This is a genomic window from Prosthecobacter sp. (assembly GCF_044227185.1).
GTDB lineage: Bacteria > Verrucomicrobiota > Verrucomicrobiia > Verrucomicrobiales > Verrucomicrobiaceae > Prosthecobacter.
On record NZ_JBGAFO010000005.1, the window covers coordinates 242,424 to 267,134 of the forward strand.

Genomic DNA, 24,711 nt, shown 5'->3' on the forward strand with positions numbered 1-24,711 from the left:
GGCTAGTTCACTTTGCTGACTTTGGGGACCGACTTCTCACGGTAGAACTGCGTGAACTCGACCTCGGCGTTGATGGTCTTGCTCGTGCCGCTGGGGTTGATCTGCATGCGGGTGACGCCCAGGAAGCTCTGCGGCTGCTGCAAGGCATGCAGCCAGCCAAAGAAGGCCTTTTCCTGCACACCAGTGAGGGTGATCTTCACGGTGGCCTTGTCAAAATAACCGAGGTTCTCCTCCAGCGGCAGACCGTCCGGCCCCAGAACGCGCGCTGCTTCGATGAATTCCTTGCCGCCGATGGTGAGGCCCATTTTTTCCGCCTCAGCCGTGACGGCCTCCAGCATCTTGGCCGAAGCCTCCTGGCGGCTGACAAAGGCGGGGCAGTGCTCTTCGAGCCAGCCGTACTTGTCCGCCCAGTCCGCCCCCTGGGAGACGGCCAGGTTCATTTCACCCAGGCGGTCGCGCAGGCCCTCATTCTCCTCGCGGATGGCCATGTAGTTATTGAAAGCGAATGTGAGTCCGCCGCCGCCAATGATGGCCAGGAAGAGGAAGGCAAAGACGCCCAGCAGCACTTTCTCGCTCTTTTTCATTCGCCCTGCCCCCCCTTCATTTCAAAGGTGGCGCTGCCGTCGCTGGCAAAGACAGGCGGCGGCCCGCTCAACGCGAAAGGCGCGAGCGCCTCGATCGACTTCAGCGCCTGGGTGTATTCAAAGGCCAGGGTGGCATTCGGCATGCGGCCGCGCAGGCTCATGCGCTCAGGCGTCCACTCCCAATGGGTGATGGACACTTCCTTGGAAGATTCAGGCTCCATGAGGTGCAGCAAGATCTGCTGCGGCCAGGTGCCGGGGTCCACCGCGGGTGCGACTTCATGCCATGCCTTTTTGTGATCCATCACACGCGAGGCGCGCGGGGTGAGGGTGGCGACCTTCTCCCGCAGGAGGTTGCGCTCCTGCAGGGCCAGCGAGGTCAGCGTGGCGACGAGCGCGATTGCCGCTGCGATGACCGTGCCGGTGGCCAGCGCCATGAAGCGCGTCTTGGCGCGGCGCGCCTGGCTCTGGCGCTCGATGGTCACGTCCCGCGGCATCAGCAGGCTGGAGCCGCGCTGCGGCAGCGTGGGCGCCGGCATGTCGCAGCGGTAGGCCGTCAAACCCGTGACACGCTGGATCTGCAGGATGTCCCCTTCATCGATCCACAGCACGATGCTTTCGAGACGTCCGAGCACCCCCTGAAAACCGAGCTGCAGGCAGATGTTGTTGAGCTCGGCGAGCGCATGGCCGTCCAGCCTGTTCGCAGACAGCGGAGTGCAGTAAATCAACTGCGAGCCGCTGGTGATGGCGACCACGAGGCGGCCGAGCTCGCGGAAAATGGTGAGGCTGTTTTGCACCAGCGGATAGCACAGGGCATGCAGCGTGACTTCGTCCGGCAGGCGCGCGGTGTCTGTCAGCGGCACGGGCAGGTCCTTCAGCGCAAGAATGCGCGTGAGGTAGGCGCCCTCCTTCCCCTGCATGTTCCGCACCTGCACCGAGGCCTCGTCGTCCTCGGCCTTGACGCCCATGCGTTCGAGATGGAGCAGCCCCATGCTGCGCAGGTGCTCGGGCTGCCCCTTGAGCCAGGCAGGCAGGGCCCAGAAATGCACGGCGGGCAGCGCCAGCACGCGGCGCTGCGCCTCCTTGCCAAACCTGGCGCCCTCGGCGGAGTGCTCGGCATTCAGCAGGCACGCGGCACCCTCCGCACCCATCCAGCTTTGCCAGACTTGTGCGCCAGGAAGCAGCAGTTCACAGGGTGGTTTACGTGTCTTTGCCATGGGCGGGGATTTCGCCACGCCAGACGGCCCTGCCGTCCTGCGTGATGAGGATGAGTTTTCGTTGCAGCGGGCCGAGGAAGCCGACGCTTTCGATGCGGCGGATCGGGCCGGCGAATTGAATCCATTGAGTGAGCTGCGCGAGCGTCTGCGCCTGAAACACACCGAGGAGCTGCGCCACCTGCGGCACGCTGCCCAGCCGCACATCATCCTGTGTGTGCAGCGCGCCATCGCGCCCGGCACGCAGGGTGAGCAGCGGCTGCACGCGTTCCAGGGGCACATCCGCCAGAAGTGCGATGAGCTCCGGACGCGCGTCGTTCACATCCACGCGGCCATCACCAAAAACAGTGAACCACTCGCGCCAGTCAGGCCGCTCGGCGTTCACCACGTCCATGCCGCGCACCAGCAGCATCTCCTCCACTTCCTTGAAGGGGCGGTTGAAGGGCATGCCTTCCAGGCCCATCTTCACATACTCGCGCTTCTCCGCGCCATTGAGGCTGGCGTTTTCATCCGCGTCCACCCAGTCCTTCAGGGCATCGCACAGGGCGGAGACGAACTCCGGCTTGAAGCCCCAGCTCGTGAAAAGGCGGCGCAGGAGCACCTTGTCGCCGGTCTGCACGAGGTGATTCACATTGAGGCGGGCCTCTTCGGCCACGAGCTTCACATTGTAGCCGCCGCCGTCATCCGCGTTGAAGTGCAGCAGCGGATCATCCTCGCGCATGACGGGATGGCGCGCCACCTCGATGCCCCTCTCCGCATAACGCTTGGCAAAAATGCGCCCGCGCATCATGCGGGTGTACTGCGTGTCCGCCTGCAGCGCCTTCGCTCCCGCGAACATGACCATGCCGAGAACGGCGATCATCCAGAAGACGGCGATGAGGGCGGAGCCCTGTTCCAATGACGAATGACGAATGACGAAGCCCGAACGACGCGCGTGGACTTCCTGATGAGCCTTGCCGCTCATCGTTCCATCCTGGGTCATGTGGATTTCATTCATCATTCGTCATTCTGATTTCATCATTGCGGTGGCGGAGCCTGCGGTGTGCTGACCTGGGCCAGGTCGTTGGCGATCCAGAAGATGTACTCGTGCTCCCGAGGATCGGTGGTGAAGGCAAACTTGAGCTTGATGAAGAGGGGCGGCTGCGGGCGCTTCTTCGGGTCCCAGGTCGTGAACCATTTCTTCTCCACCGGCTCGTAAAACTGCCACTGCATCTGTTTGAGCCCGTCCAGAAGCGGCAGTTCGGCGACGAGGCTGAAATCATCCGTCTTGCGGGACTTGGGGTTGAGCTTGAAATGGCGGACGACGAGGCTGAGGTCCTTGGTCTCGCGGTTGCGCACGACACCGAACTCGACGGCGTCCGCCAGCTTTAACTGACGCTGCCAGGCGAAGGGCATATGCCCGCCTGCGATGAAAAGATTGCCCGAGGCGCCGCGGGCCACCTTTTCGAGCCCTGAGCTGAGCTGGATGCCCGGGTCCATGGTCTCGAAATAGTCACGCCACTGTGTGACGAAATTGCTGATGCGCGTCTCGGCCACGCGGGCCGTGCTCATGGATTTGCCGAGCTGCATGGTGCCATCCGCCACGCCGTACACGGCGCTCAGGATGAACCCGATGAGCGCCATGGCCATGATGACCTCGAGCAGCGTGAAGGCGGCCCTAGATTGGACTGTGGGGCGAATACACATAGGTTTCCATGCTGCGTTTCATGCGCCGCGTGCGCCCGTCATTGATCCATGCTTCGGCGCGGATGCGAAACATGTGGTCCAGCTTGACCTTGTCCTTGTTGATGAGCTCGACCTTCTCAATCGTGGCGCTGGCGTCGATGTGGTCGGCGGTGGGATTGAAGGAGATGGTGGCCGCCTTGAACTCAGGCTGGTGAGCCACCTCGGCCAGCACGGACTCCAGCACCCGCAGCACCTGCGCCTCCTGCCGGGCGGCGGTGGAGGTCTTCGCGATTTCTTCAATGGCGCGGGTCATGCCCACGGCCACCAGCGAGAACAGCGCCAGGGCGAGGATGATCTCGAGCAGGGCGAAGCCTCGGGAAGAACGGCTCCTGGGGTGCTGTAAGTTCGTCATCATCCGTTGACCTGAATGGATTTGCGTTTGGCGCAGGCGGTGAGCGGATCAAAGCCGATCTCGATCTGGCCTGCGGGGCCGCTGATGCGGACCTCGATGGGCTCGCAGATGCCGGTGGGGCTGAACTCCCAGGCCTCACCACGCCTCGGCTTGCGGAAGACGCTTTCACCCACACGGCGCACCTGCAGCATGCCGCTGAACTCATCCCCCGCGCCAAAAGCTCCGGCGGAAAGCTCCATGCGCACGATTCGCTGGCTGTTGAGCGCCTCCAGCAGATTCTGCCGGGCCGTGGTTTCGATCATGGCCGCCGCGCGCCGCAGCTTGTCTTCAGCACGCACGCCGGAGATGCTCAGCACCGCGACGCCAATGACCAGCAGGATGATGCTCATCGCCATGATGACCTCGATGAGCGTAAAGCCGGCACGGCGCGAGCCACGCTGTCCAGGCGGCGTGGCTGTGCAAAGATTCGTGCCGGGGGTCAGATGCTTCATCCAGGGCTGGGTCAGACGTCAGTGGTGCAAAGTGAAATCACAGGTCCCAGTTGCCAATGTCATCCGCGTTTCCATCGACCCCGTCAGGGCCGGCGGAGTAAACATCAAAGCCTCCCTTGTCCTTGGTGCCGGGCCGGCGGTAGTGGTAGGGATTGCCCCAGGGATCCAGGAGGTTCTTCTTGAGCTTGGCCGTCCAGTTTTGTGGCGCTGGCCGCGAGGTGGGCTTCTCCAGCAGAGCGGAGAGACCCTGCTCCGAGGTGGGCAGAAACATGTTGTCCGTCTCATAGCTGCGCAGCGCGGAGCTCAGCGTCGTGAGGTCGCCTTTGACACGGGTTTTCTTGCCGGAGTCGAGCACACCGGTAAGCGAGACAATGCCTGCGCCGACCAGGAGGGCGACGATGCCGAGGACAAGAACCATTTCGACCAGGGTGAAACCGGAAGCCGAACGGCGAGGGTGGAGTGCGATGTGTTTCATGGGATGTGCGTGGGTGATGTGGAATGCAGGATCATTTGTTCATGCTGGAAATGGTCTGGAAGATGGTCGTCATCATGAGGTAGGCCATGATGCCGACCATGCCGGCCATGAGGCAGACGATGAGGGGCTGGATGAGCGCGGCGAGGGTGTCGATCTTCTTGCTGAGCTCGCGGTCAAAGCGCTCGGCGGCGCGTTCCAGCGCGGCGGGCATGTCGCCCGTCTGCTCGCCCACATTCACCATGTCGATGAGCAGCGGCGGGAACTGGCCGCTGCGGTCCAGCGCGCGGGAAAGGGCGACGCCCTCACCGACATTGCGCATGACGCTCTCAAACTCCTGCTGCAGGTAGGGATTGTCCGTGGCCTGATGCGTGAGCTGCATGGACTGGACCATGGTGAGGCCATTGCCAAGCAGATTGGCCATCGTCTCCAGGAACTGGACATAGAAACGCGCCCGGAAGACGCCGCCAAAGAGCGGCAGCCGCAGCTTGAAACGCGCCCAGGGGATGGCCGACTCGGGACGTGAAATCCATGCCTTGCCGAGAATGTAGGCCACGATGCCGCCGAGGATGAGCATCCACCAGGTGGCCTTGAAAGTGTCGCTGATTTTGAGGATGATCTGCGCGGCAAACGGCAGCGAGCCCCCGGTGGAGTCGAGCATTTCCGTGAGCTTCGGAATGAGATAGACCACGAACAGGAGCGTGACGGAAACCGCGGCGACGATGAGAAAGGCCGGGTAGAGCAGCGCGGAGAGCACCTTGGACTTCAGCGCCTGCAGGGAGCGCATGTACTGCGCCTGACGCTTCAGGATGATGCTCAGCGAACCGCTGGCCTCCCCTGCCGAGACCAGTGCGCAGAAGAGCTTGCCAAAGCTGGGACTGGTGGCGGCGATGGCCTTGGAGAAGGCCATGCCGTCACGCACTTTGCCGCGCAGCACGGTGGCGAGCGTCTTGATGCCGGAGAGCTCACGGCGGCGCTCCATGGTGGCGAGCGCCGGCTCAAGCTGGATGCCCGCGCCAACGAGGTCGGCGAGCTCTTCGATGAACAGGACCACCTGCGCGAGCTTGAGCTTAATGGGGCCAGTGATCGTCTCGACGGCGGCGGCGGCCTGCTTCGTCTTGGCGGCGGTGCGTGCGGCGGTTTTGACCTCCCCTGCAGCTTCCAGCTTGATGGGCTGGATCTTCTTTTTGCCCAGCAAGGCAAAGGCCTCGCTGCGGTCAGACGCAGCCAGCTCGCCGGTGATGAGACCGGTGGGACCATGGGCGCTGTAAACAAAGGTGGGCATGAGATCAGGCGGCTAGCCGCGTGGGTGGCAAAGGAGTGGCTGTTTGCGGCGTGTGATTGCGCTCGCCGGCGGCGGTGACGCTGAGGACTTCCTCGATGGTGGTTTCACCCATGAGCACCTTCTGGAAGCCGTAGCCGCGCATGGGGATGTAGCCATCCTTGATGGCCTGCTTGTGAAACTCCGCGGGGTGCGCGCGGCTGTTGATGAGATGCTGCAAGGCGTGGGTGACGAGGCAGACCTCATAGATGGAAAGACGGCCCTGAAAGCCGCTGCCACGGCAGGCCTCGCAGCCCACCGCCTTCATGATCTGCCCCTGCAGATGCGAGGGGAAGCCGATGGATTTGAGATAGCCGGCCTCCACCTGCGTGGGTGTCTTGCACAGCGGGCAGAGCTTGCGAACAAGGCGCTGGGCGAAGAAGGCGCGCACCGCGCTGGAAACGAGGAAGGGTTCCACGCCCATGTCGATCAGACGCGTGATGCCGCCGATGGCGTCGTTGGTGTGCAGCGTGCTGAAGACGAGATGGCCCGTGAGCGCGGCGCGCACGGCGATCTCGGTGGTCTCCAGGTCGCGCATTTCCCCGATCATCACTACGTTGGGGTCGCCGCGCAGAATGCTGCGCAGGCCCGCGCCAAAGGTGAGTCCGATCTCGGGCTTCACCGCGATCTGCACGACGCCGGGCATCTTGTACTCCACCGGATCTTCAATGGTGACGATGCGGCGGTGCGTTTGATTGAGATCGGTGAGGAAGGCGTACAGCGTGGTGGATTTGCCACTGCCGGTGGGACCGGTGATGAGGATGATGCCGTTGGGCAGTTTCAGCAGTTCATCCACCACCGGGCGGATGTTGTCCGTGAGGCCGAGGCGGTTCACTGTGACCTGCTGCTGCGCGAGAAGTCGCAGGCTGATGCTTTCCCCTTCCACCGAGGGAATGGTGGCCACACGCACGTCGATGGCGAGGCCGTCGAGCTCGAGATTGATGCGGCCGTCCTGCGGCAGACGTTTCTCCGCGATGTCCAGCCGCGCCATGATTTTGAGACGGGCGATCACGGAGGCCTGCAAGGACTTGATGTTCTCAGGCACCGGCAGTTCTTCCAGACGGCCGTCGATCCGATAGCGGATGCGCAGGCGGTCCTGCTGGGGCTCCACATGAATGTCCGTGGCGCGCTGCTCCAGCCCGCGGCGGATGATTTGATTCACAAAACGCACCACGGACGCTTCTTCGTCCTCAGGCTCATCGAGCACGGTCACTTCGTCCTTCAAATCTTCCGCGCCCCAGTCGGCACGGCCGCGCAGGATTTTTTCAAAGGTGTCGGCGCCGAGGCCGTAGAGCTTTTGCAGACCCTCCACAATGCGGGTGCGCTGACCCACATGCCAGACCACCGGCATGGAAAGACTGGCGGCCACGCGCTGGTGCGCCACGAGGCTGAGTGGATCAAAGGTGGCGATGTGCAGCGTGCGCTCCGGCTCCGCATCGGCGCTCTTTGTTTCTTCCGTAAACACAGGCAGCAGACGATGACGCAGCGCGATCTCCGCGGGCAGCATGCGGCGCATCCCCTGCTCTGTCGGCTGCTCTTCATCCTTCGGCTCCCACCAGGGCAGATTGAGCGTTTTAGCCAGGGCCATGAGGAAATCCCGCTCGCGTACACCTTCGCAGTCCAGCACGGCATCGACAAAGGACGTCTGATTGAAACATGCCTCCTCCACCGCCTGCCGTACGCCCGGCAGATCGGCACAACCCGAGTCTTTGAGAATCTGATCGATGAGTGGAAGCATGAGAACTGAGACGTCTAAATCCCGCCTTATAATAGCGTATATTTATGGTTTTTCATAGAAATGGCAAGTTTTTAATACATCTAAACCATTCAGATAGCCGAAAAACTCCGGCCCGTGCCTGCGGCGTGGGCTTTCCGAAGGGGCCGTTTTCAGGCCTCCGGCGGACTATTTTGCCGCAGTAATCTGCGCCACCATGGCATCCAAGGACCCGTTTTTGATGGCGATGACGCCCTTCGGATCGATGAGGTAGAGCGTGGGGAAGTTGCGCAGGTTGTAGAGGGTGGTGTTGGGGCCGCTGCTGGTGTTGTCGAGCACGTTGCGGAAACTGATCTGATAATCAGCCAGCGCTTTTTTGGCCTCGGTTTCGATGTCCGTGTTCACCCCGATGACGACGCCGTTCTTCTCTTTGAGCTGGGCAGCCGCCTGATTCATGAGGGGCAGCATCCCGTGGCAGGCGTGGCACCAGCCACCCCAGAAGATGACGATAACGTACTTGCCGCGGTAGTCGCTGAGCTTGAAGTTCACGCCCGCGGCGTCCTTGCCCTCGATTTCCGGGGCTTCGCAGCCGACCTGAAGGCTGGTCATCTCAAAAAACATCTTGGCGGCGAAGTCGGAGAGCTTGAAGCCCTGGATGGTTACATCGGCGTAGTCGGCGTAGAGCTGCTGAAAGCACTCCACCGCCTTCTCCTTCGAAGCAGCGGCGGAAACGCGGTCGGCGGAGGCGTCGAAGTTTTTGAAATGCACGGCGCCAAGAGCGAACAGCGCGGCGGCTTTTTCATCGCGATGGGTGTTCTTTTCGATCACGGCCTTGAGCACCGGCTCGGCAGGCAGGCCGTGGTATTCGAGCTGCTTCACCGCCTCCGCGATGCCCGCGCGGTCGGCAAAGGTGGTGCCGAGCATCTTGAGCGCCTCCTGGCCTTCCGGAAAATTGGCGGCCCCCGTGACCAGCCAGCACACGCCTTTCACCACGTCCGGCTGGTCCAGGTTTGCCTGAACCAGCTTCATCATCTTCGTGGCATAAGGGCCGGCGCTGGGAATGCTGGCACGAAACTTGTTTTTCTCCTCCTCGGTGGGGGCCGCCATGAGCTTCTGTGTGTTGGCACGCACGGAGTTTTCGTACTCATCGATGATGGCACGGATTTCGGTGGCAAGCGGTGATGCCGGCGCCTGGGCCTGGGCCAGAACGGAGACGATGGACAACAACAGCAGGAGGATGGATCTCATGGTGAATCAGGAAAGAAAACGACGTGAACGAAACCCCAGCAGCGGCAGCCCCGCGACCAGGCAAAGCAGCAGGCTGCCCGGCTCGGGAACGACTGCGAAGGACTCATAGACATTGTCGTACACCAGCACGGGCACGCCGTAGTCATCCGTGTGCTCGGTGAGGGTGAAGGTCCTGGCTGCAAGACCGGTGTCAGGAGCCTCCACGCGATAAACCGTGCCGTCGGTGAGGCCGGTGAGCGCGATGTTAAAGCCGCCGGCGCTGTTGCTGAAGCCGCTGGCCACGAGAATGCCGGTGGCGTCGTTATAGACATTCACCACCTCTCCCGCCAGCCCTTCCCCAGGGGTGTAGAAGGCATCTGCAAGGACGGTGTCCTGAAACACGGAGCCGGTGAGAATGGCGTCTGAGATGTAATTGACCCCGTCATAGCGGAACTGTGAGGCCAGATGCTCGGTAACGACATAGGGACCGGTTGCGATGGTGTTTGTTCCTGGAATGGCGATGCTTTGAAATCCAATGCCGATCTCCTTCATGCTCACATCGAGCAGCAGATCACGGTGCCCTGCCGGGCTTTGAATGCCGTTGCCATAACCTGCGGTCGCTCCATTTCCATCGCCCCAGTCGATCACGAAGGCAGCGTGCGCATGAAAGGGAGACTGGGCTGAAGCGAAGAGGTTTTCGCCAGCGTTCAACCAGTTGGCTCCATATCCGCCGTTTTCGATGCGCTGGTCGAGGCTCAGACCGTCCAGCGAATGCGCCTGCTGATCGGCGCTGACCATGAGATTGGAGTAGTTCGTGGCCGACACATTCAGGGCGCTGTTCCATGCGAGGGGCGGAGCTGCGGTGAGGCTGGAGAACTGGGAGGCCAGGTCCGAGGCGCTGGTGCCAAAATAGTTCAGAGCGTAGGCAATGCTCGCGTCGTCCGACTTGGTTGTGTCCCACACTCCGGGAGAGGAAAAATTGACGAGATTGGCGAGCTCCCCCTGCGGGTCGGCACGGAAGCGGTTGGTGAGTTCCAGCAGATATTGCTGCTCCGCAGTGGGGTCTGCAGCGACCGCCATTTCAAGGGACAAGGCCGCCGTTCCAAGCAGGACAAGACACCACCTCTGCCCGGAAAGGGGCATCGTCTTGCGCCAGATGGAAGCGGAATGATTCACTTGTCTTAACTTATGGTAATTATATTAAACTGCCAAGCCTGATTCAATCCGAAGCGGAGAATCCTGACTTTGCGCCACAAAGTTTTACTTGCGGCAGTTCACTTTGGCGCGCAAAGTAAGTGCCATGAGCACGACCGCAGCCGCCTTGGAGAATCTCCGCATCATTCGTTCCCTGATGGAGAAGGCGCACATCTACCGCGCGGTTTCCGCTCCTGCGGCGCTCACCGGCGGCGTGCTGGCCCTCATCGCCTCCGGCTGGCCGGTGTGGCATGCGGTGAAGAACAACGGCGAGGCCGCCATGTGTGACCACTGCTTCCTGGAGACTTGGCTCATCATTCTCGGCATTGCCTCGGCGCTGAATGTCCTCCTGCTGGCGAAAGAGGCACGCCGGCGCAGCCAGCCTTTCGTTTCCGCCGGCATGCGCATGGCGCTGCGTGCCTTTGTGCCGCCGATGCTCGTGGGCGGCTCAGTGGGCATTGGCCTGATCGTGTTCCTGCACAATCTGACGCTGGCCGCTCTCCTCTGGGCGCTTTGCTACGGCCTCGCGCTGCTCAGCACGGCGAGTTTTTCACCGCGCTCACTGGTTCGCCTGGGATGGGCTTTTGTGATCACCGGTCTGCTCACGTTTTTTGCGTGGGCTGCTTGCAGTGATGTACGCCTGCTGGCCAGTGACCTCGGCCCTGCTTCGCTCGTCATGGGGCTCACCTTTGGCCTGCTGCATGTCGTGTATGCCCTGGCCGTGTTTTTCAGCGCCCAACCTGCGGAGGTGCCGGCGGAATGATCGACTTTGATCAAATCGACAAGCTCATTCACGAAAAGGGCCGCCTCTCCATCATGACGCTGCTCTCCACCCGGGGCGAATGGGCATTTCAGGATCTCAAGGCGGAGCTGAGCATGAGCGATGGCAATCTCATCTCCCATCTGCGCACGCTGGGCACTGCGGGTTACATCAAGGAAACACGCGATGAGTCCGGCCCGCGCCCACGCACCAGCTACGAGCTCACCGAGGCCGGCCGCAAGGCTTTCAAGAACTACGTGGAAGTGCTCGGCGAGATCGTCAAAGCCGCGCAGCAAGGCTGACTTCTCTCTGTTTTTACCCATTCACTTTGTCACACAAAGCTAACAACACACCATCATGAACATCATCCTCGCCCAACATCACGGCATGTGCTTCGGCGTCCGCGACGCCCTGCGCACCACTCACGCCGCCGCCCAGCGCGGCCCGCTGACCATCCTCGGCCAGCTCGTGCACAATCCCCTGGTGGACCGCCACCTCGCCACACTCGGAGCACAGCGTGGAGATCTCGATGATCTTCACAGCGCTGAAACGCAGCAGGTCGCCATCACCGCCCACGGTGCTGCGGACCGGCACCGGCAGGCTTGGCAGAGCGCCGGGCACACGGTCATTGACACCACCTGCCCGCTGGTCAAAAAGGCGCATTACGCGCTGACCATGCTGGTGGATGAAGGCTACCAGCCCGTGGTCATCGGCCAGAGCCAGCACGTGGAGGTGCGCGGGCTCATTGGCGATTTTCCCGCCGCCGTGGTGGTTCTCGAAGAAGCGGACCTTGAGCGTGTGCCTGCTCATCCGCAGCTCGGCATTGTATCGCAGACCACGCAGCCGGTGGAGACGGCGCTGCGCCTGGTGGAGGCGATCAAACGCCTCCATCCCGGCTCCGAGGTCCGCTTCATCGACACGATCTGCCACCCCACCAAGCAGCGCCAGACGGCGATGGAGGACCTGATGCGCGAGTGCGACCACATCGTTGTCATTGGCGGCCGCAACAGCAACAACACGCGGCAGCTTGCGCAGAAGGCCGCGGCTCATGGTCTGCCGGTGATCCAGATTGAGCAGGCGGGCGAGCTGGACCCGGCGTGGTTTTGCGACGCACGCAACGTGGGCGTTACCGCCGGGACTTCCACCCTGGATGAGACGGTGGATGCCGTGATGCAGCGCCTCCGGCAGATCGCCGCAGAGATGCGCACCACTCCCGTCCCCGAGCTTCTCCGCTCCATGCTCCAGGCCGCTTAAACTCAAACCAGCCACAACACCATGAACACACAACATTGGATCAGCCACTTCGAAACCAACACCCGCCTCAACCATGAGCTGCCGCTGCCGGATGCGGACTGCACTCTGCCAGATCCCGTGCGTACGGCTCTTTCCCGCTCGCTCGCCATCTTCCAGCTTGGTGAAAGCGGCGGCGGCACACGCCTGCGCCGCTACACGCGCAGCATCGCCTCGCTGGAAAACCTGAAGGGCTACCAGCGCGCGGTCGATCTCTTCATCGCCGAAGAGCAGAGCCATGCCGCGCTGCTGAAGCGCACCGTCACCCACCTGCGCGGCACCCTGCTGCAGAAGCAGTGGACGAACTCCATCTTCCGCTGGATGCGCGATCTGGTGAACCTGGAGTTCAACATCCAGGTGCTGCTCACCGCGGAGCTCATCGCGGAAGTCTATTACGGCATGCTGGCGCTGCGCTGCAGCGATCCCGTTGTTCAGACCGCGGCCAAAAAAATCCTGCGGGATGAAATGAAGCACCTCTCCTTTCAGCGCGACTTCCTCTTCGAGCGGCTCAAGACGCTCACTCCCGCCACGCAGCGCCTGTGGCGCTGGCAGTTCCAGGCCATTCATTACGCCACCGCCACCGTGGTCTCCTGGGATCACCGCGACTGCCTGCGCAGCCTGAACGTGACCCCGGCAGACTTCCGCGCACGCGCGGCGCGCTGCTGGGAGAGCTTTCAGGCGCGGCTGGAAAGGCGGCTGCGTGAGGATGAGGCTGCAACCGCGAGGAGCGTGGCGCAGATCTTCTTCAGACCGGTCGGTTCACCCTCAGAAGCCGCCCATTCAGGTCACCAGCATCGCGGATGATGTCATCAATGCGCTGAGCAAGCGCCCTCGTGTCATGATCCATCGTACAAACAATGATTCCCGCATGTCTGCCATCGGTGCTGCGGTGAAGGCGCATGAAATGCAGGCGGTTGAAAGTCAAAACCGCGCGTCCTTCATTCGTGGCATACTCGAGCACTTTCTCATCAGGAATGCGCTGGTTGGCACGCCCGGCTTCCAGTGAAGTGAGCACATCGTGTCCCCTCTCGCGAAGCTCCTGGACCACGAGGCGATGAAAATTCTCGTTGGAGTAAAATCGAGCCACGATCAATCAGGCGTCCTCGTTCTCGCGAATTGCGGTCTCAATTTCCACCGGATGTTCCTTCACGTATGCCCATGCTGCAGCAAGATCACCCGGCTGAAGTGTGGGATAGTTGCCAAGCAGTTCCTCTTCCGTAAAGCCGAGCCTGCGCGACTGCTCCAGCGACCAGACTGGGATGCGTGTGCTGGCGATGCACGCATCGCCACCGCAAACACCCGGCGTGTGTTCAATGCCTCGCGGCGGAGCTTCGTGCCGCTGCTTGATGAACAGCAGGAAATCCAGCACCTCCTGCTGCAACGGCTCCGGGGCCGATTGCAACTCATGCAAGAGTGTTGGGTTCAGGGTGGTCACGGACTCAAGCTAACTCCGAGGCCGCAAGCCCGCAAGTTGTGACGTATCACACACGCCACGCCGCCGCATCCACGCCGGGGTACAGCCGTTCCAGCAGAGACACCATGCAGTCTCCGGTGAGCTGACGGGACTGGCGGGAGAGGGTGGCAGGCTGGGTGTCTTTCTGCACGCCGGATTTCCACAGGTGGTCCAGGGCGTCCCCGTGCAGCTCCGTCACTTCGTCCACCACTTCACGCCAGTGCTGGGGCTGCTCGCTTTCCTTCCATTCCCCGCGGCCACGGCCGAAGTGGCAGATGGCCAGATAAGTGAGGAAGGCCAGCTTCACCTGCTCGCGGAAATGCTCGCGGGACCAGCGCAGCCGGTGATCGCTGCCGCGTACGAGATTGTAGCTGCGGATCAGGGCATAGGCTCCGATGCCGGAGGCAAGTCCTCCCAGCAGGGCGCCGCCGCCGAAGGTCATGCCGCCCAGTTTAAGATCAGCGATAAGGCCGCCCATGGCGCCGCCGGCAAAGCTGCCGAGCACGCCCCAGATGTTTTCAGACACGGCCTGTGGCAGGTGAAAGTGTTCGCGTGCGACCTGGCTCATTTCGTGTCCGGCCTGGCCTTTGAGGCCGTGGACTTCGATCAGGTTGTTGGTGGTCTGCTCGGTGCGGTCGGCGAGCTGGGTGGCCAGTTTCTGCCGCGCGCTATTGTACTCGCGGTTGAGGTCATCGCGCTGCCAGCCCACGCGCTCCAGCAGCGTTTCGGAGCGCACCTCCACGCCGTCAAACAGCGCCGCGGTGAGCTGCTCCGAGATGAGGCGCACCGAGGTCTGAAACACCTCCACATTGCGCTGCGCCCAGGCACGCTTGATCTGCTGAAAGGTGGGGATTTTGGAGCCCTGCATCAGCGGAGCCAGGGAGTCCATGAGAAGGTCTTCCTGCACCCAGCAGCGGGCAAAGGCGTCCAGCGTCAGCACCTCGCGCACGATTTCAAACTTCTTCAGATGGGCGCGCCAGGACTCCAGCTCCGCCGCTTCCATGGAGGCGTTGCCGGAGAGTCCCGTCTGGTTCAGCAGCACGACCACCGGCTTTTCCACCCAGCCGAGGATTTCCATCTCGGGGCCGATGTAGCCCGCCGCCTCGGGAGGCTCGGCGGCATTGACGAGGTAAAGCACCACGTCCGCTTCATCGCGCACATTTTTCAGCGCCTGCTGGCTGCACCACAAGGGCCGGTCTGTGATGCGGTCCCAGGTCTGCGAAAGAAACCAGAGCACGGGACTCCGCTCGCGCTGCAGGCGCTTCATGAGCCGTGCGCTGTCGCCAAAACCCGGCGTGTCCCACAGGCGCAGCATGAAGCCGCCGGTCTCCAGCAGGGTGTGCGATTCATTGAACAGCGTGACGTGTGGCGCATCCTTCACCTCCCCCACATCCCGGCGCAGCAGCGTGCGGGCGAGCGTCGTCTTGCCCGCATTGGTGTGTGAAATCAGGCTCAGCGTGACGATGTCCGAGGCATCGCGCACAGCCAGTCCTCCCGCCTGTTTGTCAGGAGGGCTGGCGGCTTTGGTTTTGGAAAATAGAGCAGGCACAAGAGACAGAAACTTCACCAACATTACGCCACTGAGGGCTTTGCGCGTGCGGATTCTTTGCGCACGGCCACAATCACCTCAGACGCGAGGCCTTCGACCATCTGCGACCACAATTGCTCACGCCCGGCGATTTTTTCCGCCGACCAGCGCCCCGCCAGGCTGGTGCCGTCCAGCAGCACGACGATCTCCGGCTCGGCGTGCTTGGTGAGCAGGCGCTGGCGCACATCGGAGACCAGCCGGCGCTGCACTTCAGCCTCCGGCGTGGTGGCCATGTTGAAGAGAATCACCAGATTGGCGCACACCGGCTGCCAGGAGGCGGCAAACTCATCCTCCTCCCCGGCGGGAATGCGCAGATATTCCGCGCGCGCCATGCCACCAAAACGTTCCCTGACGCCGCGGTCCCACACTTCGCGGTGCGCAGGCGTGGGCTCAATGGCATGCACGAGCACCTGGATGCGCTCGCTCCCCCCCTCCACGGCGCGCAGGAGGCTCCGCAGGTAGCCGCCCCAGTTCAATGCGCGGGCGAGTTGCGCGTTCGTCCGTCCGCAACGCAGGGCACCGAGGCCCGCCAGCAGAAGACGTGGCACCACAATGAGCACCAGCAACGTGCCGGCATACAGGTGAATCCACGCCAGCGCCGGGGCTGGATTCTCCACCTTCCCTGAAGTGCGATGCATGCCGCGGATCTGCTCCAGCGGCACGGGCACGCGCAGCACCTTCGAGGCGGGTTTGAACAAAGTTTCGAAAAATGCCGCAGCATTCTGCTCCTCCAGCAGTGTGCTCTCCCAAACAGCGCGGTACTCATGGGACCAGCCGCGGGCGTACAAGGCCGTGGCACCGCCGATGGCGAGCAGGGCCGCCGCCACGTGCAGCCACATGCGCAGCCGCATCTGCAGACGCCGCCATGCCAGCGGCCAGGCGAGCTCCTCATAGCGGGCACGCACGGTTTCGGCCACGCCGGTTTCCACCGCCTTTGAAGCCTTGCCGATGCGCGAAATGCCATGGGCGAGAAACTCCGCCATCCAGCCGCCACGACTGGTCGCTGAAGAGACCGGGAGCAGTTCACAAAGCACTCCCAGGACGATCACCACAGCATTCCATGCCAGCAGGCCCACCAGCGGCAGGGCCAGCAGATTGAATTCCCCCGCCTGCCCGAGATCTGTAAACCAATAGCCCGTGAGCAGTGCCAGGGCCCAGCCCACCAGCGCCCAGGACCAGCGCCCCTGCGGCACACGCAGCAGGTCCAGCACATGGATCAAATCGCCACGCCAGCCCACGGCCTCGCGCTCCAGCCATTCGGCGCGCTTGTCCAGAAAAGACTCCGAGCGCTCCTCCAGAACATCGCCGGTGATTTCCTCGGAGGCCAGTCCGGCCCGGGTGTGGGCGGTGGCTTCACGGCGACGCTCCGCATTGACGAGAACGCCATCGGCATCGCCTTCTTCGAGTGCGCGCCATTTCAGCACGCGCTGCCAGTCTTTCCAGTCCATTCGGGGGTTGATTTCGGGGGACACTAAACGCGGCTTTGGGCGGATTCCAACCGCGCAGTGCAGGCAAATCATCCCTGCGATTCCACTTCCAGCCGCCCAGCCGTGAGGCGTAGATGCAGGGTGCCGAGCGCGGCGGCTTCGCTGCGGGAGTGGGTGACGTGCAAAACGGTGAGCGCATGCTCCTGCTGCACGCGTTGCAGCAGTGCGGCGGCCTCGGCGCGCATGCTTTCGTCCAGTGCGGAGAGGGGTTCATCCAGCAGGAGCAGCCTGGGCTGGGCGGCCAGGGCGCGGGCGAGGGCCACTCGCTGCTTTTCGCCACCAGAGAGCATGTCAGGCAGGCGATTGAGCAGATGAGCAATGCCAAACTGCTCTGCGAGATGGCTCACGCGTGATTCAATTTCCGCCAGAGGTAGTCCGCGCAGTTTGGGTGCGAAGCCGATCTGCTCGCGCACTCTGAGTCCGGGGAACAAGGCGAGATCCTGCGGCACGTAGCCGATGCCACGCTCGCGCGGCTCCAGGGCGGTCACGTCCACATCATCGAGCACCACACGACCCGCAGCAGGCCGCCGCAGGCCGCAGATGATTTCCAGCAGCGAGGTTTTGCCGCAGCCGGTCGATCCCATCAGCATTGCATAAGTGCCCGAGGGAATGGCCACGCTCACATCCTCCAGGATGGCGCGACCGGAAACGGTCCATGAGATGTGCTCGAGCCGGATCATATCAGACTCTTTCCCCCGTGGCACGCACCGCCACCAGCACCAGAACGGCCAGCAGCACCATGAACAGACTCACCGCGACTGCGGCATCCAGATTGCCCACGCTGAGTTCAAGCCACACGGTGGTGGGCAGCACCTCTGTCTTCATGCGGGTGGCACCCGCGAAGACGAGGATGGGGCCGAACTCCCCCAGGCTGCGCGCCCAGGCGATGCAAAAGGCCGCGACCATGCCGCGCCGCGCCGCCGGCAGCGCCACATGCCACAGGGCCTGAAACCGCGTGCAGCCCAGCGTCAGCGCCACGTCTTCGGGACGGGCCGAAAGATGCTGGAAAGTGCCGCGCATGGTGCGGATCGCGAAGGCTGCCGCCACGACGAACTGCGCAAGAACGACGCCACTGATCTGATAGGTGAAGGGGATCGCCATCTCGATGACCTTGCCGATCTGGGTCTGAAAAAAGATGAGCAGGCACAAGCCCACGACCAGCGGTGGCAGAATGATGGGAATGTCCAAGGCCGCATCCAGCCAGGATTTGCCGCGGAAGTCCAGGCGCGTCATCAGATACGCCACTGGCACTCCTAGCAGCAGGGCAAACGCCGCCGCGAGCGAGCAGGTCACCAGGCTCAGAAAAGTCGCATGGCGGATCTGCGGAGAGTGCAGCACCTGCAGCCACGAGTCCCCTGTGCTGTACGTGGCCGTGGCCCCGAGCAGCAGCGCCCAGAAGACGAGGTAGCCCGCCGTGATCAACCCCAGGGCCAGCCAGCAGAGATTGGAGCGGGTGACGTGCATATCATCTCACCAGTCCACATCCTGCCCGATCTTCTCGTCCAGCCACTTGCGGAGCTTGTCGAGGCCTTCACCGGTTTCGGCGGAGACGGGGTGGATTTTGATGCGTTTGAAGCGCTCTTTGAGGTTCTCGAGGTGCTCCTGGCTTTCGGGGAGGTCCACCTTGTTGGCGATGATGCACCAGGGGCGCTTGGACAGCTCCTTGGAGTAGAGGGAGACTTCCTTGCGCACGATTTCGAGGTCAGAGACGGGATCGCGCCCTTCCGTGCCCGCGGTATCCACCACGAAGAGCAGCACGCGGCAGCGCATGATGTGGCGCAGGAAATCATGGCCGAGGCCGATGTTTTCACTCGCGCCTTCGATGAGGCCGGGGATGTCCGCCAGGCTGCCGCGGCGGTTCGGGCCAAACTCGATCACTCCCACCATGGGCTGCAGGGTGGTGAAAGGATAGTTGGCGATCTTGGGCTTGGCAGCGCTGAGCTTGGAAAGCAGCGTGGACTTGCCCGCATTCGGCACGCCGACAAATCCGGCATCGGCGATGCTGCGCATCTCAAAATGAAAGTCCCCTTCCTCGCCGGGGGTGCCGGGGGTGAACTCGCGCGGGGCCTGGTGGGTGGAGGTTTTGAAATGCACGTTCCCCTTCCCGCCCTTGCCGCCTTTGCAGAGGACGTAGGTGGAGTTGGTCTCGGTCAGATCCGCCACGGGCTCGTAGCGGGTGACGACTTCGTCTGTCGCGTTGTCGTATTCCTGGATGACGCGGCTGACGAGGGTGCCCGGCGGCACTTTGTAAACCACATCCTTGCCGCTGCGGCCCGTGCACTGGGTGGCGCCGCCCTTGGCTCCGTCCTCCGCCACGAGGCGGTTGTTGAAGACGTAATTGCGCAGGCTGTCCGTGCTGGGATCGACGAGCAGGATCAGGCTGCCGCCGTTTCCGCCATCGCCGCCGTCAGGGCCGCCTTTGGGACGAAACTTGCCGCGGTGGAAGTGGGCGCTGCCATCGCCGCCTTTTCCGGCACGGGCATGGACTTTGATTTGATCGACAAACATGGGATTGTTCAGTTAGCCGGGGATGGGCCTGGGAGCAAGGCTGAGCTTTGGGGACCCCCGCTACTGAGCCGCGGTCTCCTTGTCCCCGCCGGGCGCCTTGGGCGGTCCCGGATAGAAGAGCTGCATGGCCCTGCGGATGTGCGGGCTTTTCAGGCTGGCCGCATAAATGGCGTCCGGCACTTTGCGGTGTTTGGCAAACAAATGATAGGCGCTGAGGGCTTCAAACCCGGCGTTCAGGGCCCCTTCCATCGGCAGATAGCTGCGGCCGTCCACATTGAGATTTTCCACCATGCCCCAGGGCGGGAAGTAGCTGGCCTTCTCCATGCGCTGGAGCAGCTCATAGGTTTCATTCGTCTGCGGATGCAGCGGGGAGGACATCAGGATGTAGTGCGGATGAATGAGCTTCTGGTCCGGCAGATCCACGCCGCCCACGTAGTAGCCATTGCCCGCCTGATTTTCCCCGGCGGAAAGGCCGTAGATGCCATTCACCGCGGCGTGGGACTGTGGCCAGCGTTTGGGGATGTAGGCGCGCTGCGCACCGAGCATGGCGCGGCGCACGCTGAGCCAGCGCACGCCGTCATGGGCGTCTGGCACGTCGCTGTCGAAGTCGGGGTGAAACAAGCTTTGCAGCTCCGTGATGAAGCCGGTGCCCTGCCAGGCCTTGCCAGGAGTACGCATGGGGGGCGGGCGGTGCTCGGGATTGGCGATGCCCTCCATGAGCATGACGAGAGCCGTCTCCCCGCCCCAGTCCTTCCAGCCATGCGGCAGGAGCGTGATGCCGTCGTCCGTCAGGCCATGGGAAAGCTCACCATCAGGCAGGTGCAGCAGATCGTACTCGATGCTCTGCATCTGAAGGACCAGATCCTCCGCCACCAGGGGCGAATCGAGCATGATGGCCGCCAGCAGCATGGACTGCGCGTAGATGGCCGTGTCCACGGTGCTGAATTCGGTGCCCGGATGAATGCAGTACTTGTTTTCGTGCTTGTGCACAAAATGCGGCAGCAGACCGCGGCCGGTCTTGAGCTTTTTCATGGCCTCGTGCGTGCGCGTGAGCACCCAGCGGGCGTAGTCCGGGCTGACCATGCCCAGGGGCTCCTGGGCCGCCGCCGCGGAAGCGAGGACGTACATGCCAGTGGCGGAGACCGACTCAAAGGCCCCTTCCTCAATGTGGGCACGGTCACGCACAAAACCGGTCTCAAGGGAGTAGCTGCGCGCGATCTTCGCATACGAAGCGAGGAACGTGTAGGCGTCCCAGGGCATCTGCGGGATCTCGACCCCCAGGAACAGGCCTGACACCTTTACCTCAGAGCCGGGCTCCGCGGTCCACACGAGGGTTTTCCCGTCGCGCACGGACTCAGGCGCCACAGGGTGAACAAACATGCGGTACTGCGGGGATGTCAGCTCCACCATCTGCGTCCAGCGCTGCTCGTCGGCGGGAGATTTGATCTCGAGTTTGATCTTGCCGCGGCCTGCCGCCTCGATCATCACCGCCGTGATGTGGGGCTGGTAGGGAATGGCCACCGGATCCGGGTAGGCGTGGGTGAAATCCATCACGCGATGCGGATTGCGGGCCTGCCCGGCCAGGCTGTGCCACATGCCCGCCCAGGCCTCCGGCTGCTGGCTGAGGTGCACCACGACCTCATCGGTGAGCCACTCGATCTCGTGCTCCGCCGGCCCATGGAAGCCGAAGTCGGTGCCGATATGCGTGTAGGCGGTGAATGAGTTCAGGCGCTTGGTGCCGGCCAGCACCTGCTGGTTCTCATCGCGATGAATAAAATACTCCTGCACCGGCTGCCACACGAGACGTGTGGCCGGCTGCGCCATCGCCTGCGTGCATAGCAGCGCGGCGACGGCTCCGATGGTTGGAAAGAGACGCATAAAAGCATCTACGATAGCGGCAAACCCGAGGATTTGCCATCTTTCCAACCGTAAACTTTACCTTATGCCGGACAATCAGCGCTCTTCGATGGGCACCACCTTCTGACCGTAAGGCTTGCCGACGTATTCGCTCAGCGGGCGGAAGAGGCGGTTTTCGCTCCACTGCTCCAGCACGTGGGCGGTCCAGCCGCTCATGCGGGCGATGGCGAAGATCGGGGTGAAGAGGTCCGTCGGAATGCCGAGGCTGTAGTACACCGTGGCGCTGTAGAAATCGACGTTCGCATTGAGGCCCTTCTGCTCGCGCATGATCTGGGCGATGCGCTCGGACATCTGGATCCACTTGGACTCGCCGAGCTGGCTGGTGAGCTTGATGGCCATCTCACGCAGGTGCGGAGCGCGGGGGTCGAGCACCTTGTACACACGGTGGCCGATGCCCATGATCTTCTTCTTCTGGGCCAGGGCGTCCGCCACCCAGGCGTCCACCTTGTCAGGGGAGCCGATTTCTTCCAGCATGTGGATCACGCCTTCATTGGCACCGCCGTGAAGCGGTCCTTTGAGCGCACCGATGGCGGCGCTGATGGCGGAGAACATGTCGCTCAGCGTGGAGGCCACCACGCGGGCGGTGAAGGTGGAGGCATTGAAGCCGTGCTCGGCATGCAGGATGTAGGCGATGTCGAGGGTGCGTTCCGCCTCCTTGCTCGGCACTTCGCCGTTCATGAGGTAGAGGAAGTGGGCGGCCTCGCTGAGATCCTTGCGCACCGGGGGAAGCTCCAGGCCCTGGCGGGCACGGTGGAAGTAGGCGGCGATGACACCGATCTGCGCCGTGAGGCGGATGGCATTCGCCATGTTTTCACTGACCTCCAGGTCGTAACGGCTCAGGTCATAGCAGCCCAGCATCGAGACAGCGGTGCGCATGATGTCGATGGGCTTGGCGCTCTTCGGCGCGGACTTGAGAAAATCGATCACGCCCTGGGGCAGCTCACGCTCGGCGCGCAGGGCGGTGGTGAGCTTGTCGAGCTCGTGCTGGTTGGGGAGCTTGTTGTAATAGAGGAGGTAAACGACTTCTTCGTAGCTCAGCTTGACGAGTTCATTGATGTCGTAGCCGCAGTAAAACAGCACGCCTTCCGCGCCTTTCACCTCGCCAAGACGGGTTTCAGCAGCAACGATTCCTTCGAGACCTTTGGATACAACAGACATGGCAGGGTGGCGTGGGGGGTTAAGTTTGATAGCAGATAGCGTGCTCAAACTACGGCTCAACCAAAGACTGGTTCACAAGAAAAGAATTCTTCCATTGGGGGATGCCGGACATCCCTTGTGGACAGGAGGTGGTTTTGTTTGTGAAAAGACCCTCGCTGGCCTAGCTCCACCCATGGCCGCCCCGTATCGCCTTCTGTTTGTCTGCCTGGGCAACATCTGCCGCTCTCCTGCGGCGGAGGGCGTCATGCGGTCGTTGATCGAGGCTAAAGGATTTACTGACCGCGTCCACATCCGCTCCGCTGGGACGGGGGGCTGGCATGCCGGAAAACTGCCGGACCAACGCATGCGCAACGCTGCGCAAAATCGGGGCTACGAGCTCATCAGCCGGGCCCGGCAGGTGACCGAAGGTGACCTGCGCGACTATGACCTCATTCTGGTCATGGACCGGCAGAATCTGCGGGACGTACGCAGCTATGACCGCAGCTCCGAATTCGGCGCCAAAATCCGTCTGTTCTGTGACTTTTGCAGCGTCCATCAGGAGAGCGAGGTGCCGGACCCCTATTACGGTGGCGAGCAGGGATTTGAGCTCGTGCTGGATCTGCTGGAAGACGGCTGCCGCGGTGTGCTGGAGCACATTTCCTCAGCCCTCGCGTAAGATGGCTTCTGCCACGCGCATGCCATCCGCGGCGGCGGAGATGATGCCCCCGGCGTAGCCCGCGCCCTCTCCCGCGGGATAGAAGTGCTTCACCCCCAGGCACTCCAGCGTGTGGGCATCCCGCGGAATACGCACCGGGGAGGAGCTGCGCGTCTCCACACCTGTGAGCACCGCATCCTCCAGCGCAAAGCCCGGGATGCTTTTCTCAATGCGCGGGATGGCCTCCTGCAGCGTCTCGATGGTGTATTCGGGCAGCACCTCGCAGAGGTTTGACCACACCACGCCCGGCTCGTAGGAGGGCAGCACCTGGCCCGGCCCAGTCGAGGCGCGGCCGGCCAGGAAATCACCCAGAAGCTGGGCAGGCGCATGGTATTTGCCGCCGCCGAGCACGAAGGCTTTGCGCTCGAGAGCGCGCTGAAACTCGATGCCGCTGAGCACATCCCCCGCGGGCATGTCCTCGGGCCGCACATCCACCATGAAGCCGCTGTTGGCATTGGACTCCGCACGCGCGTAGCTGCTCATGCCATTGGTCACCACCATGCCGGGCTCGGAGGTGGCCGCGACAACAAGACCTCCGGGGCACATGCAGAAGCTGTAGGCCGCGCGGCCGGTGCCGCAGTGCGCCACGAACTTGTACGGCGCGGACCCGAGCCGGGCATGCCCGGCCCATTTGCCGTACAGGCTGCGGTCGATCAGCTTCTGCGGATGCTCAATGCGCACGCCGACGGAGAAGGGCTTGGCCTCAAACGGCACGCCATGCCGGTGCAGCATCTGAAAAGTGTCCCGCGAGCTGTGGCCGATGCCAAAGATGAAGCGCGAGCCTTCGATGGCTTCGCCGCTGGCAAGCGTGACCGCACGCATCACGCCGTCTTCGATCACCACATCGGCCACACGCGCATTGAAGCGCACCTCGCCGCCCAGGGCGATGATCTCCTCACGCACATGGCGCACGACCTTGATGAGACGGTCCGTGCCGATGTGCGGCCGGCTTTTGATCAGGATATCTTCCGGCGCACCGGCGGCCACCATCTCGCGCAGCAGCCAGGGAATGCGGTGCTCGCGGTCACGGATCTGCGTGTAGAGCTTGCCATCGGAAAAGGTGCCCGCGCCGCCTTCACCGAACTGCACATTGGACTCGGCATTGAAATCCCAGCCGCGCCGCCAGAAGCCGGTGACATCGCGCGCGCGGTCTCCCGCCGCCTTGCCACGCTCCAGCAGGATGGGTTTGAGTCCTGCACGCGCCAGCAGGAGGCCGCAGAAGAGGCCGCAGGGGCCGGTGCCGACAATGACGGGACGCACAGCAGCGGAGTGTGCCACGTTTTGCGCCACCTCCTGATACACCTCCACCGGCGCCGGGCCGATGCGGGGATTCTTGCCGATGCGCTTCATCACCCGCGCTTCATCCTTCACTTCGGCCAGGAGCGTGAAGCTGAACTCCACATGGCCGCGCCGCGCATCGATGGCGCGCTGCTTCACCCTGACGCTGACCACGTCTTCAGCGCGCGCATTGAGCAGCTTCACCACCGCACGGCGCAGGTCATCATCCTGATGATCGACGGGAAGGAGAACCTGGGAGAGCTGCAGCATGGGGGCGAAATTTGGCG

At 62.8% G+C, this 24,711-nt stretch carries 26 protein-coding genes; 5 read left to right on the plus strand and 21 right to left on the minus strand.

The window, feature by feature from the left end:
• Positions 1-2 precede the first annotated feature (2 nt).
• From ACILSQ_RS14015 to ACILSQ_RS14065, 11 genes are all read right to left on the minus strand, one after another.
• Positions 3-584 (minus strand): hypothetical protein, encoded by a 582-nt coding sequence (locus ACILSQ_RS14015; RefSeq protein ID WP_395744261.1) that lies wholly within the window; start codon positions 582-584, stop codon positions 3-5.
• A complete protein-coding gene (locus tag ACILSQ_RS14020; RefSeq protein ID WP_395744262.1) occupies positions 581-1,798 on the minus strand; it encodes a hypothetical protein in 1,218 nt (405 codons plus the stop codon). Before ACILSQ_RS14020 ends, ACILSQ_RS14015 begins: the two co-directional genes overlap by 4 nt.
• Complete coding sequence (locus tag ACILSQ_RS14025; RefSeq protein ID WP_395744263.1) at positions 1,782-2,795, minus strand: general secretion pathway protein GspK; 1,014 nt, start codon at positions 2,793-2,795, stop codon at positions 1,782-1,784. The genes ACILSQ_RS14020 and ACILSQ_RS14025 overlap by 17 nt, the downstream gene beginning before the upstream one ends.
• Before the next feature lie 17 nt (positions 2,796-2,812).
• Positions 2,813-3,481, minus strand: a complete 669-nt coding sequence (locus ACILSQ_RS14030; RefSeq protein ID WP_395744264.1) for a type II secretion system protein — start codon at positions 3,479-3,481, stop codon at positions 2,813-2,815.
• A complete protein-coding gene (locus ACILSQ_RS14035; protein ID WP_395744265.1) occupies positions 3,453-3,875 on the minus strand; it encodes a prepilin-type N-terminal cleavage/methylation domain-containing protein in 423 nt (140 codons plus the stop codon). The genes ACILSQ_RS14030 and ACILSQ_RS14035 overlap by 29 nt, the downstream gene beginning before the upstream one ends.
• Positions 3,872-4,363, minus strand: a complete 492-nt coding sequence (locus tag ACILSQ_RS14040; protein WP_395744266.1) for a Tfp pilus assembly protein FimT/FimU — start codon at positions 4,361-4,363, stop codon at positions 3,872-3,874. The genes ACILSQ_RS14035 and ACILSQ_RS14040 overlap by 4 nt, the downstream gene beginning before the upstream one ends.
• Before the next feature lie 37 nt (positions 4,364-4,400).
• The gene (gspG, locus tag ACILSQ_RS14045; RefSeq protein WP_395744267.1) at positions 4,401-4,838 is read right to left on the minus strand and encodes a type II secretion system major pseudopilin GspG; all 438 of its coding nucleotides are present in this window, start codon (positions 4,836-4,838) and stop codon (positions 4,401-4,403) included.
• Between the two features lie 31 nt (positions 4,839-4,869).
• Positions 4,870-6,120 carry a type II secretion system F family protein gene (locus ACILSQ_RS14050; protein ID WP_395744268.1) on the minus strand — a complete coding sequence of 417 codons (1,251 nt, stop codon included), beginning with the start codon at positions 6,118-6,120 and terminating at the stop codon, positions 4,870-4,872.
• Positions 6,121-6,124: 4 nt separating this feature from the next.
• The gene (locus tag ACILSQ_RS14055) at positions 6,125-7,894 is read right to left on the minus strand and encodes a GspE/PulE family protein (RefSeq protein ID WP_395744269.1); all 1,770 of its coding nucleotides are present in this window, start codon (positions 7,892-7,894) and stop codon (positions 6,125-6,127) included.
• Positions 7,895-8,059: 165 nt separating this feature from the next.
• On the minus strand, positions 8,060-9,118 hold the full coding sequence (locus ACILSQ_RS14060; protein ID WP_395744270.1) for a peroxiredoxin family protein: 1,059 nt from the start codon (positions 9,116-9,118) through the stop codon (positions 8,060-8,062).
• 6 nt (positions 9,119-9,124) lie between these two features.
• Complete coding sequence (locus tag ACILSQ_RS14065) at positions 9,125-10,177, minus strand: CAP domain-containing protein (protein ID WP_395744271.1); 1,053 nt, start codon at positions 10,175-10,177, stop codon at positions 9,125-9,127.
• A gap of 220 nt (positions 10,178-10,397) precedes the next feature.
• On the opposite strand from ACILSQ_RS14065, the gene ACILSQ_RS14070 reads away from it, so the two are divergent.
• Genes ACILSQ_RS14070 through ACILSQ_RS14085 form a run of 4 tightly spaced genes read left to right on the plus strand, consistent with a single transcriptional unit; the run spans position 10,398 to position 13,145 of the window.
• Positions 10,398-11,054 carry a hypothetical protein gene (locus ACILSQ_RS14070; protein WP_395744272.1) on the plus strand — a complete coding sequence of 219 codons (657 nt, stop codon included), beginning with the start codon at positions 10,398-10,400 and terminating at the stop codon, positions 11,052-11,054.
• Positions 11,051-11,353 (plus strand): transcriptional regulator, encoded by a 303-nt coding sequence (locus ACILSQ_RS14075; RefSeq protein ID WP_395744273.1) that lies wholly within the window; start codon positions 11,051-11,053, stop codon positions 11,351-11,353. The genes ACILSQ_RS14070 and ACILSQ_RS14075 overlap by 4 nt, the downstream gene beginning before the upstream one ends.
• Positions 11,354-11,408: 55 nt before the next feature.
• Positions 11,409-12,305, plus strand: a complete 897-nt coding sequence (gene ispH, locus ACILSQ_RS14080; RefSeq protein ID WP_395744274.1) for a 4-hydroxy-3-methylbut-2-enyl diphosphate reductase — start codon at positions 11,409-11,411, stop codon at positions 12,303-12,305.
• Between the two features lie 21 nt (positions 12,306-12,326).
• Positions 12,327-13,145, plus strand: a complete 819-nt coding sequence (locus ACILSQ_RS14085) for a hypothetical protein (RefSeq protein ID WP_395744275.1) — start codon at positions 12,327-12,329, stop codon at positions 13,143-13,145.
• Here ACILSQ_RS14085 and ACILSQ_RS14090 read toward each other — a convergent pair.
• The 9 genes from ACILSQ_RS14090 to ACILSQ_RS14130 form a co-directional block, all read right to left on the minus strand.
• Positions 13,087-13,428 carry a DUF5615 family PIN-like protein gene (locus tag ACILSQ_RS14090; protein ID WP_395744276.1) on the minus strand — a complete coding sequence of 114 codons (342 nt, stop codon included), beginning with the start codon at positions 13,426-13,428 and terminating at the stop codon, positions 13,087-13,089. The genes ACILSQ_RS14085 and ACILSQ_RS14090 overlap by 59 nt on opposite strands.
• A gap of 6 nt (positions 13,429-13,434) precedes the next feature.
• Complete coding sequence (locus ACILSQ_RS14095) at positions 13,435-13,776, minus strand: DUF433 domain-containing protein (RefSeq protein ID WP_395744277.1); 342 nt, start codon at positions 13,774-13,776, stop codon at positions 13,435-13,437.
• A 46-nt stretch (positions 13,777-13,822) separates the two neighbouring features.
• Entirely contained in the window at positions 13,823-15,343 is a 1,521-nt protein-coding gene (locus ACILSQ_RS14100; RefSeq protein ID WP_395744278.1) for a GTPase domain-containing protein, read from the minus strand.
• Positions 15,344-15,366: 23 nt separating this feature from the next.
• Entirely contained in the window at positions 15,367-16,830 is a 1,464-nt protein-coding gene (locus ACILSQ_RS14105) for a DUF2868 domain-containing protein (protein WP_395744279.1), read from the minus strand.
• Between the two features lie 68 nt (positions 16,831-16,898).
• On the minus strand, positions 16,899-17,549 hold the full coding sequence (locus ACILSQ_RS14110) for an ATP-binding cassette domain-containing protein (RefSeq protein WP_395744280.1): 651 nt from the start codon (positions 17,547-17,549) through the stop codon (positions 16,899-16,901).
• A 1-nt stretch (position 17,550) separates the two neighbouring features.
• Positions 17,551-18,333 (minus strand): ABC transporter permease, encoded by a 783-nt coding sequence (locus tag ACILSQ_RS14115; RefSeq protein ID WP_395744281.1) that lies wholly within the window; start codon positions 18,331-18,333, stop codon positions 17,551-17,553.
• A 6-nt stretch (positions 18,334-18,339) separates the two neighbouring features.
• On the minus strand, positions 18,340-19,377 hold the full coding sequence (obgE, locus tag ACILSQ_RS14120; RefSeq protein ID WP_395744282.1) for a GTPase ObgE: 1,038 nt from the start codon (positions 19,375-19,377) through the stop codon (positions 18,340-18,342).
• Between the two features lie 60 nt (positions 19,378-19,437).
• The gene (locus ACILSQ_RS14125; protein WP_395744283.1) at positions 19,438-21,255 is read right to left on the minus strand and encodes a hypothetical protein; all 1,818 of its coding nucleotides are present in this window, start codon (positions 21,253-21,255) and stop codon (positions 19,438-19,440) included.
• A gap of 75 nt (positions 21,256-21,330) precedes the next feature.
• Positions 21,331-22,452, minus strand: coding sequence for a citrate synthase (locus ACILSQ_RS14130; protein ID WP_395744284.1), 1,122 nt, complete (start codon positions 22,450-22,452; stop codon positions 21,331-21,333).
• Between the two features lie 172 nt (positions 22,453-22,624).
• On the opposite strand from ACILSQ_RS14130, the gene ACILSQ_RS14135 reads away from it, so the two are divergent.
• On the plus strand, positions 22,625-23,107 hold the full coding sequence (locus ACILSQ_RS14135; protein ID WP_395744285.1) for a low molecular weight protein-tyrosine-phosphatase: 483 nt from the start codon (positions 22,625-22,627) through the stop codon (positions 23,105-23,107).
• Here the strand turns inward: ACILSQ_RS14135 and ACILSQ_RS14140 are convergent.
• Positions 23,093-24,694: an NAD(P)/FAD-dependent oxidoreductase gene (locus ACILSQ_RS14140; protein ID WP_395744286.1), complete on the minus strand. Its 1,602-nt coding sequence runs from the start codon at positions 24,692-24,694 to the stop codon at positions 23,093-23,095. The two genes, ACILSQ_RS14135 and ACILSQ_RS14140, sit on opposite strands and share 15 nt — an antisense overlap.
• Positions 24,695-24,711: the final 17 nt, after the last annotated feature.

Coding starts and splice junctions, on each gene's coding strand:
- ACILSQ_RS14015 (WP_395744261.1), bottom strand. CDS start 584: ATGAAAAAGAGCGAGAAAGTGCTGCTGGGCGTCTTTGCCTTCCTCTTC.
- ACILSQ_RS14020 (WP_395744262.1), bottom strand. CDS start 1,798: ATGGCAAAGACACGTAAACCACCCTGTGAACTGCTGCTTCCTGGCGCA.
- ACILSQ_RS14025 (WP_395744263.1), bottom strand. CDS start 2,795: ATGATGAATGAAATCCACATGACCCAGGATGGAACGATGAGCGGCAAG.
- ACILSQ_RS14030 (WP_395744264.1), bottom strand. CDS start 3,481: ATGTGTATTCGCCCCACAGTCCAATCTAGGGCCGCCTTCACGCTGCTC.
- ACILSQ_RS14035 (WP_395744265.1), bottom strand. CDS start 3,875: ATGATGACGAACTTACAGCACCCCAGGAGCCGTTCTTCCCGAGGCTTC.
- ACILSQ_RS14040 (WP_395744266.1), bottom strand. CDS start 4,363: ATGAAGCATCTGACCCCCGGCACGAATCTTTGCACAGCCACGCCGCCT.
- gspG (WP_395744267.1), bottom strand. CDS start 4,838: ATGAAACACATCGCACTCCACCCTCGCCGTTCGGCTTCCGGTTTCACC.
- ACILSQ_RS14050 (WP_395744268.1), bottom strand. CDS start 6,120: ATGCCCACCTTTGTTTACAGCGCCCATGGTCCCACCGGTCTCATCACC.
- ACILSQ_RS14055 (WP_395744269.1), bottom strand. CDS start 7,894: ATGCTTCCACTCATCGATCAGATTCTCAAAGACTCGGGTTGTGCCGAT.
- ACILSQ_RS14060 (WP_395744270.1), bottom strand. CDS start 9,118: ATGAGATCCATCCTCCTGCTGTTGTTGTCCATCGTCTCCGTTCTGGCC.
- ACILSQ_RS14065 (WP_395744271.1), bottom strand. CDS start 10,177: ATGGCGGTCGCTGCAGACCCCACTGCGGAGCAGCAATATCTGCTGGAA.
- ACILSQ_RS14070 (WP_395744272.1), top strand. CDS start 10,398: ATGAGCACGACCGCAGCCGCCTTGGAGAATCTCCGCATCATTCGTTCC.
- ACILSQ_RS14075 (WP_395744273.1), top strand. CDS start 11,051: ATGATCGACTTTGATCAAATCGACAAGCTCATTCACGAAAAGGGCCGC.
- ispH (WP_395744274.1), top strand. CDS start 11,409: ATGAACATCATCCTCGCCCAACATCACGGCATGTGCTTCGGCGTCCGC.
- ACILSQ_RS14085 (WP_395744275.1), top strand. CDS start 12,327: ATGAACACACAACATTGGATCAGCCACTTCGAAACCAACACCCGCCTC.
- ACILSQ_RS14105 (WP_395744279.1), bottom strand. CDS start 16,830: ATGGACTGGAAAGACTGGCAGCGCGTGCTGAAATGGCGCGCACTCGAA.
- ACILSQ_RS14110 (WP_395744280.1), bottom strand. CDS start 17,549: ATGATCCGGCTCGAGCACATCTCATGGACCGTTTCCGGTCGCGCCATC.
- ACILSQ_RS14115 (WP_395744281.1), bottom strand. CDS start 18,333: ATGCACGTCACCCGCTCCAATCTCTGCTGGCTGGCCCTGGGGTTGATC.
- obgE (WP_395744282.1), bottom strand. CDS start 19,377: ATGTTTGTCGATCAAATCAAAGTCCATGCCCGTGCCGGAAAAGGCGGC.
- ACILSQ_RS14125 (WP_395744283.1), bottom strand. CDS start 21,255: ATGCGTCTCTTTCCAACCATCGGAGCCGTCGCCGCGCTGCTATGCACG.
- ACILSQ_RS14130 (WP_395744284.1), bottom strand. CDS start 22,452: ATGTCTGTTGTATCCAAAGGTCTCGAAGGAATCGTTGCTGCTGAAACC.
- ACILSQ_RS14135 (WP_395744285.1), top strand. CDS start 22,625: ATGGCCGCCCCGTATCGCCTTCTGTTTGTCTGCCTGGGCAACATCTGC.
- ACILSQ_RS14140 (WP_395744286.1), bottom strand. CDS start 24,694: ATGCTGCAGCTCTCCCAGGTTCTCCTTCCCGTCGATCATCAGGATGAT.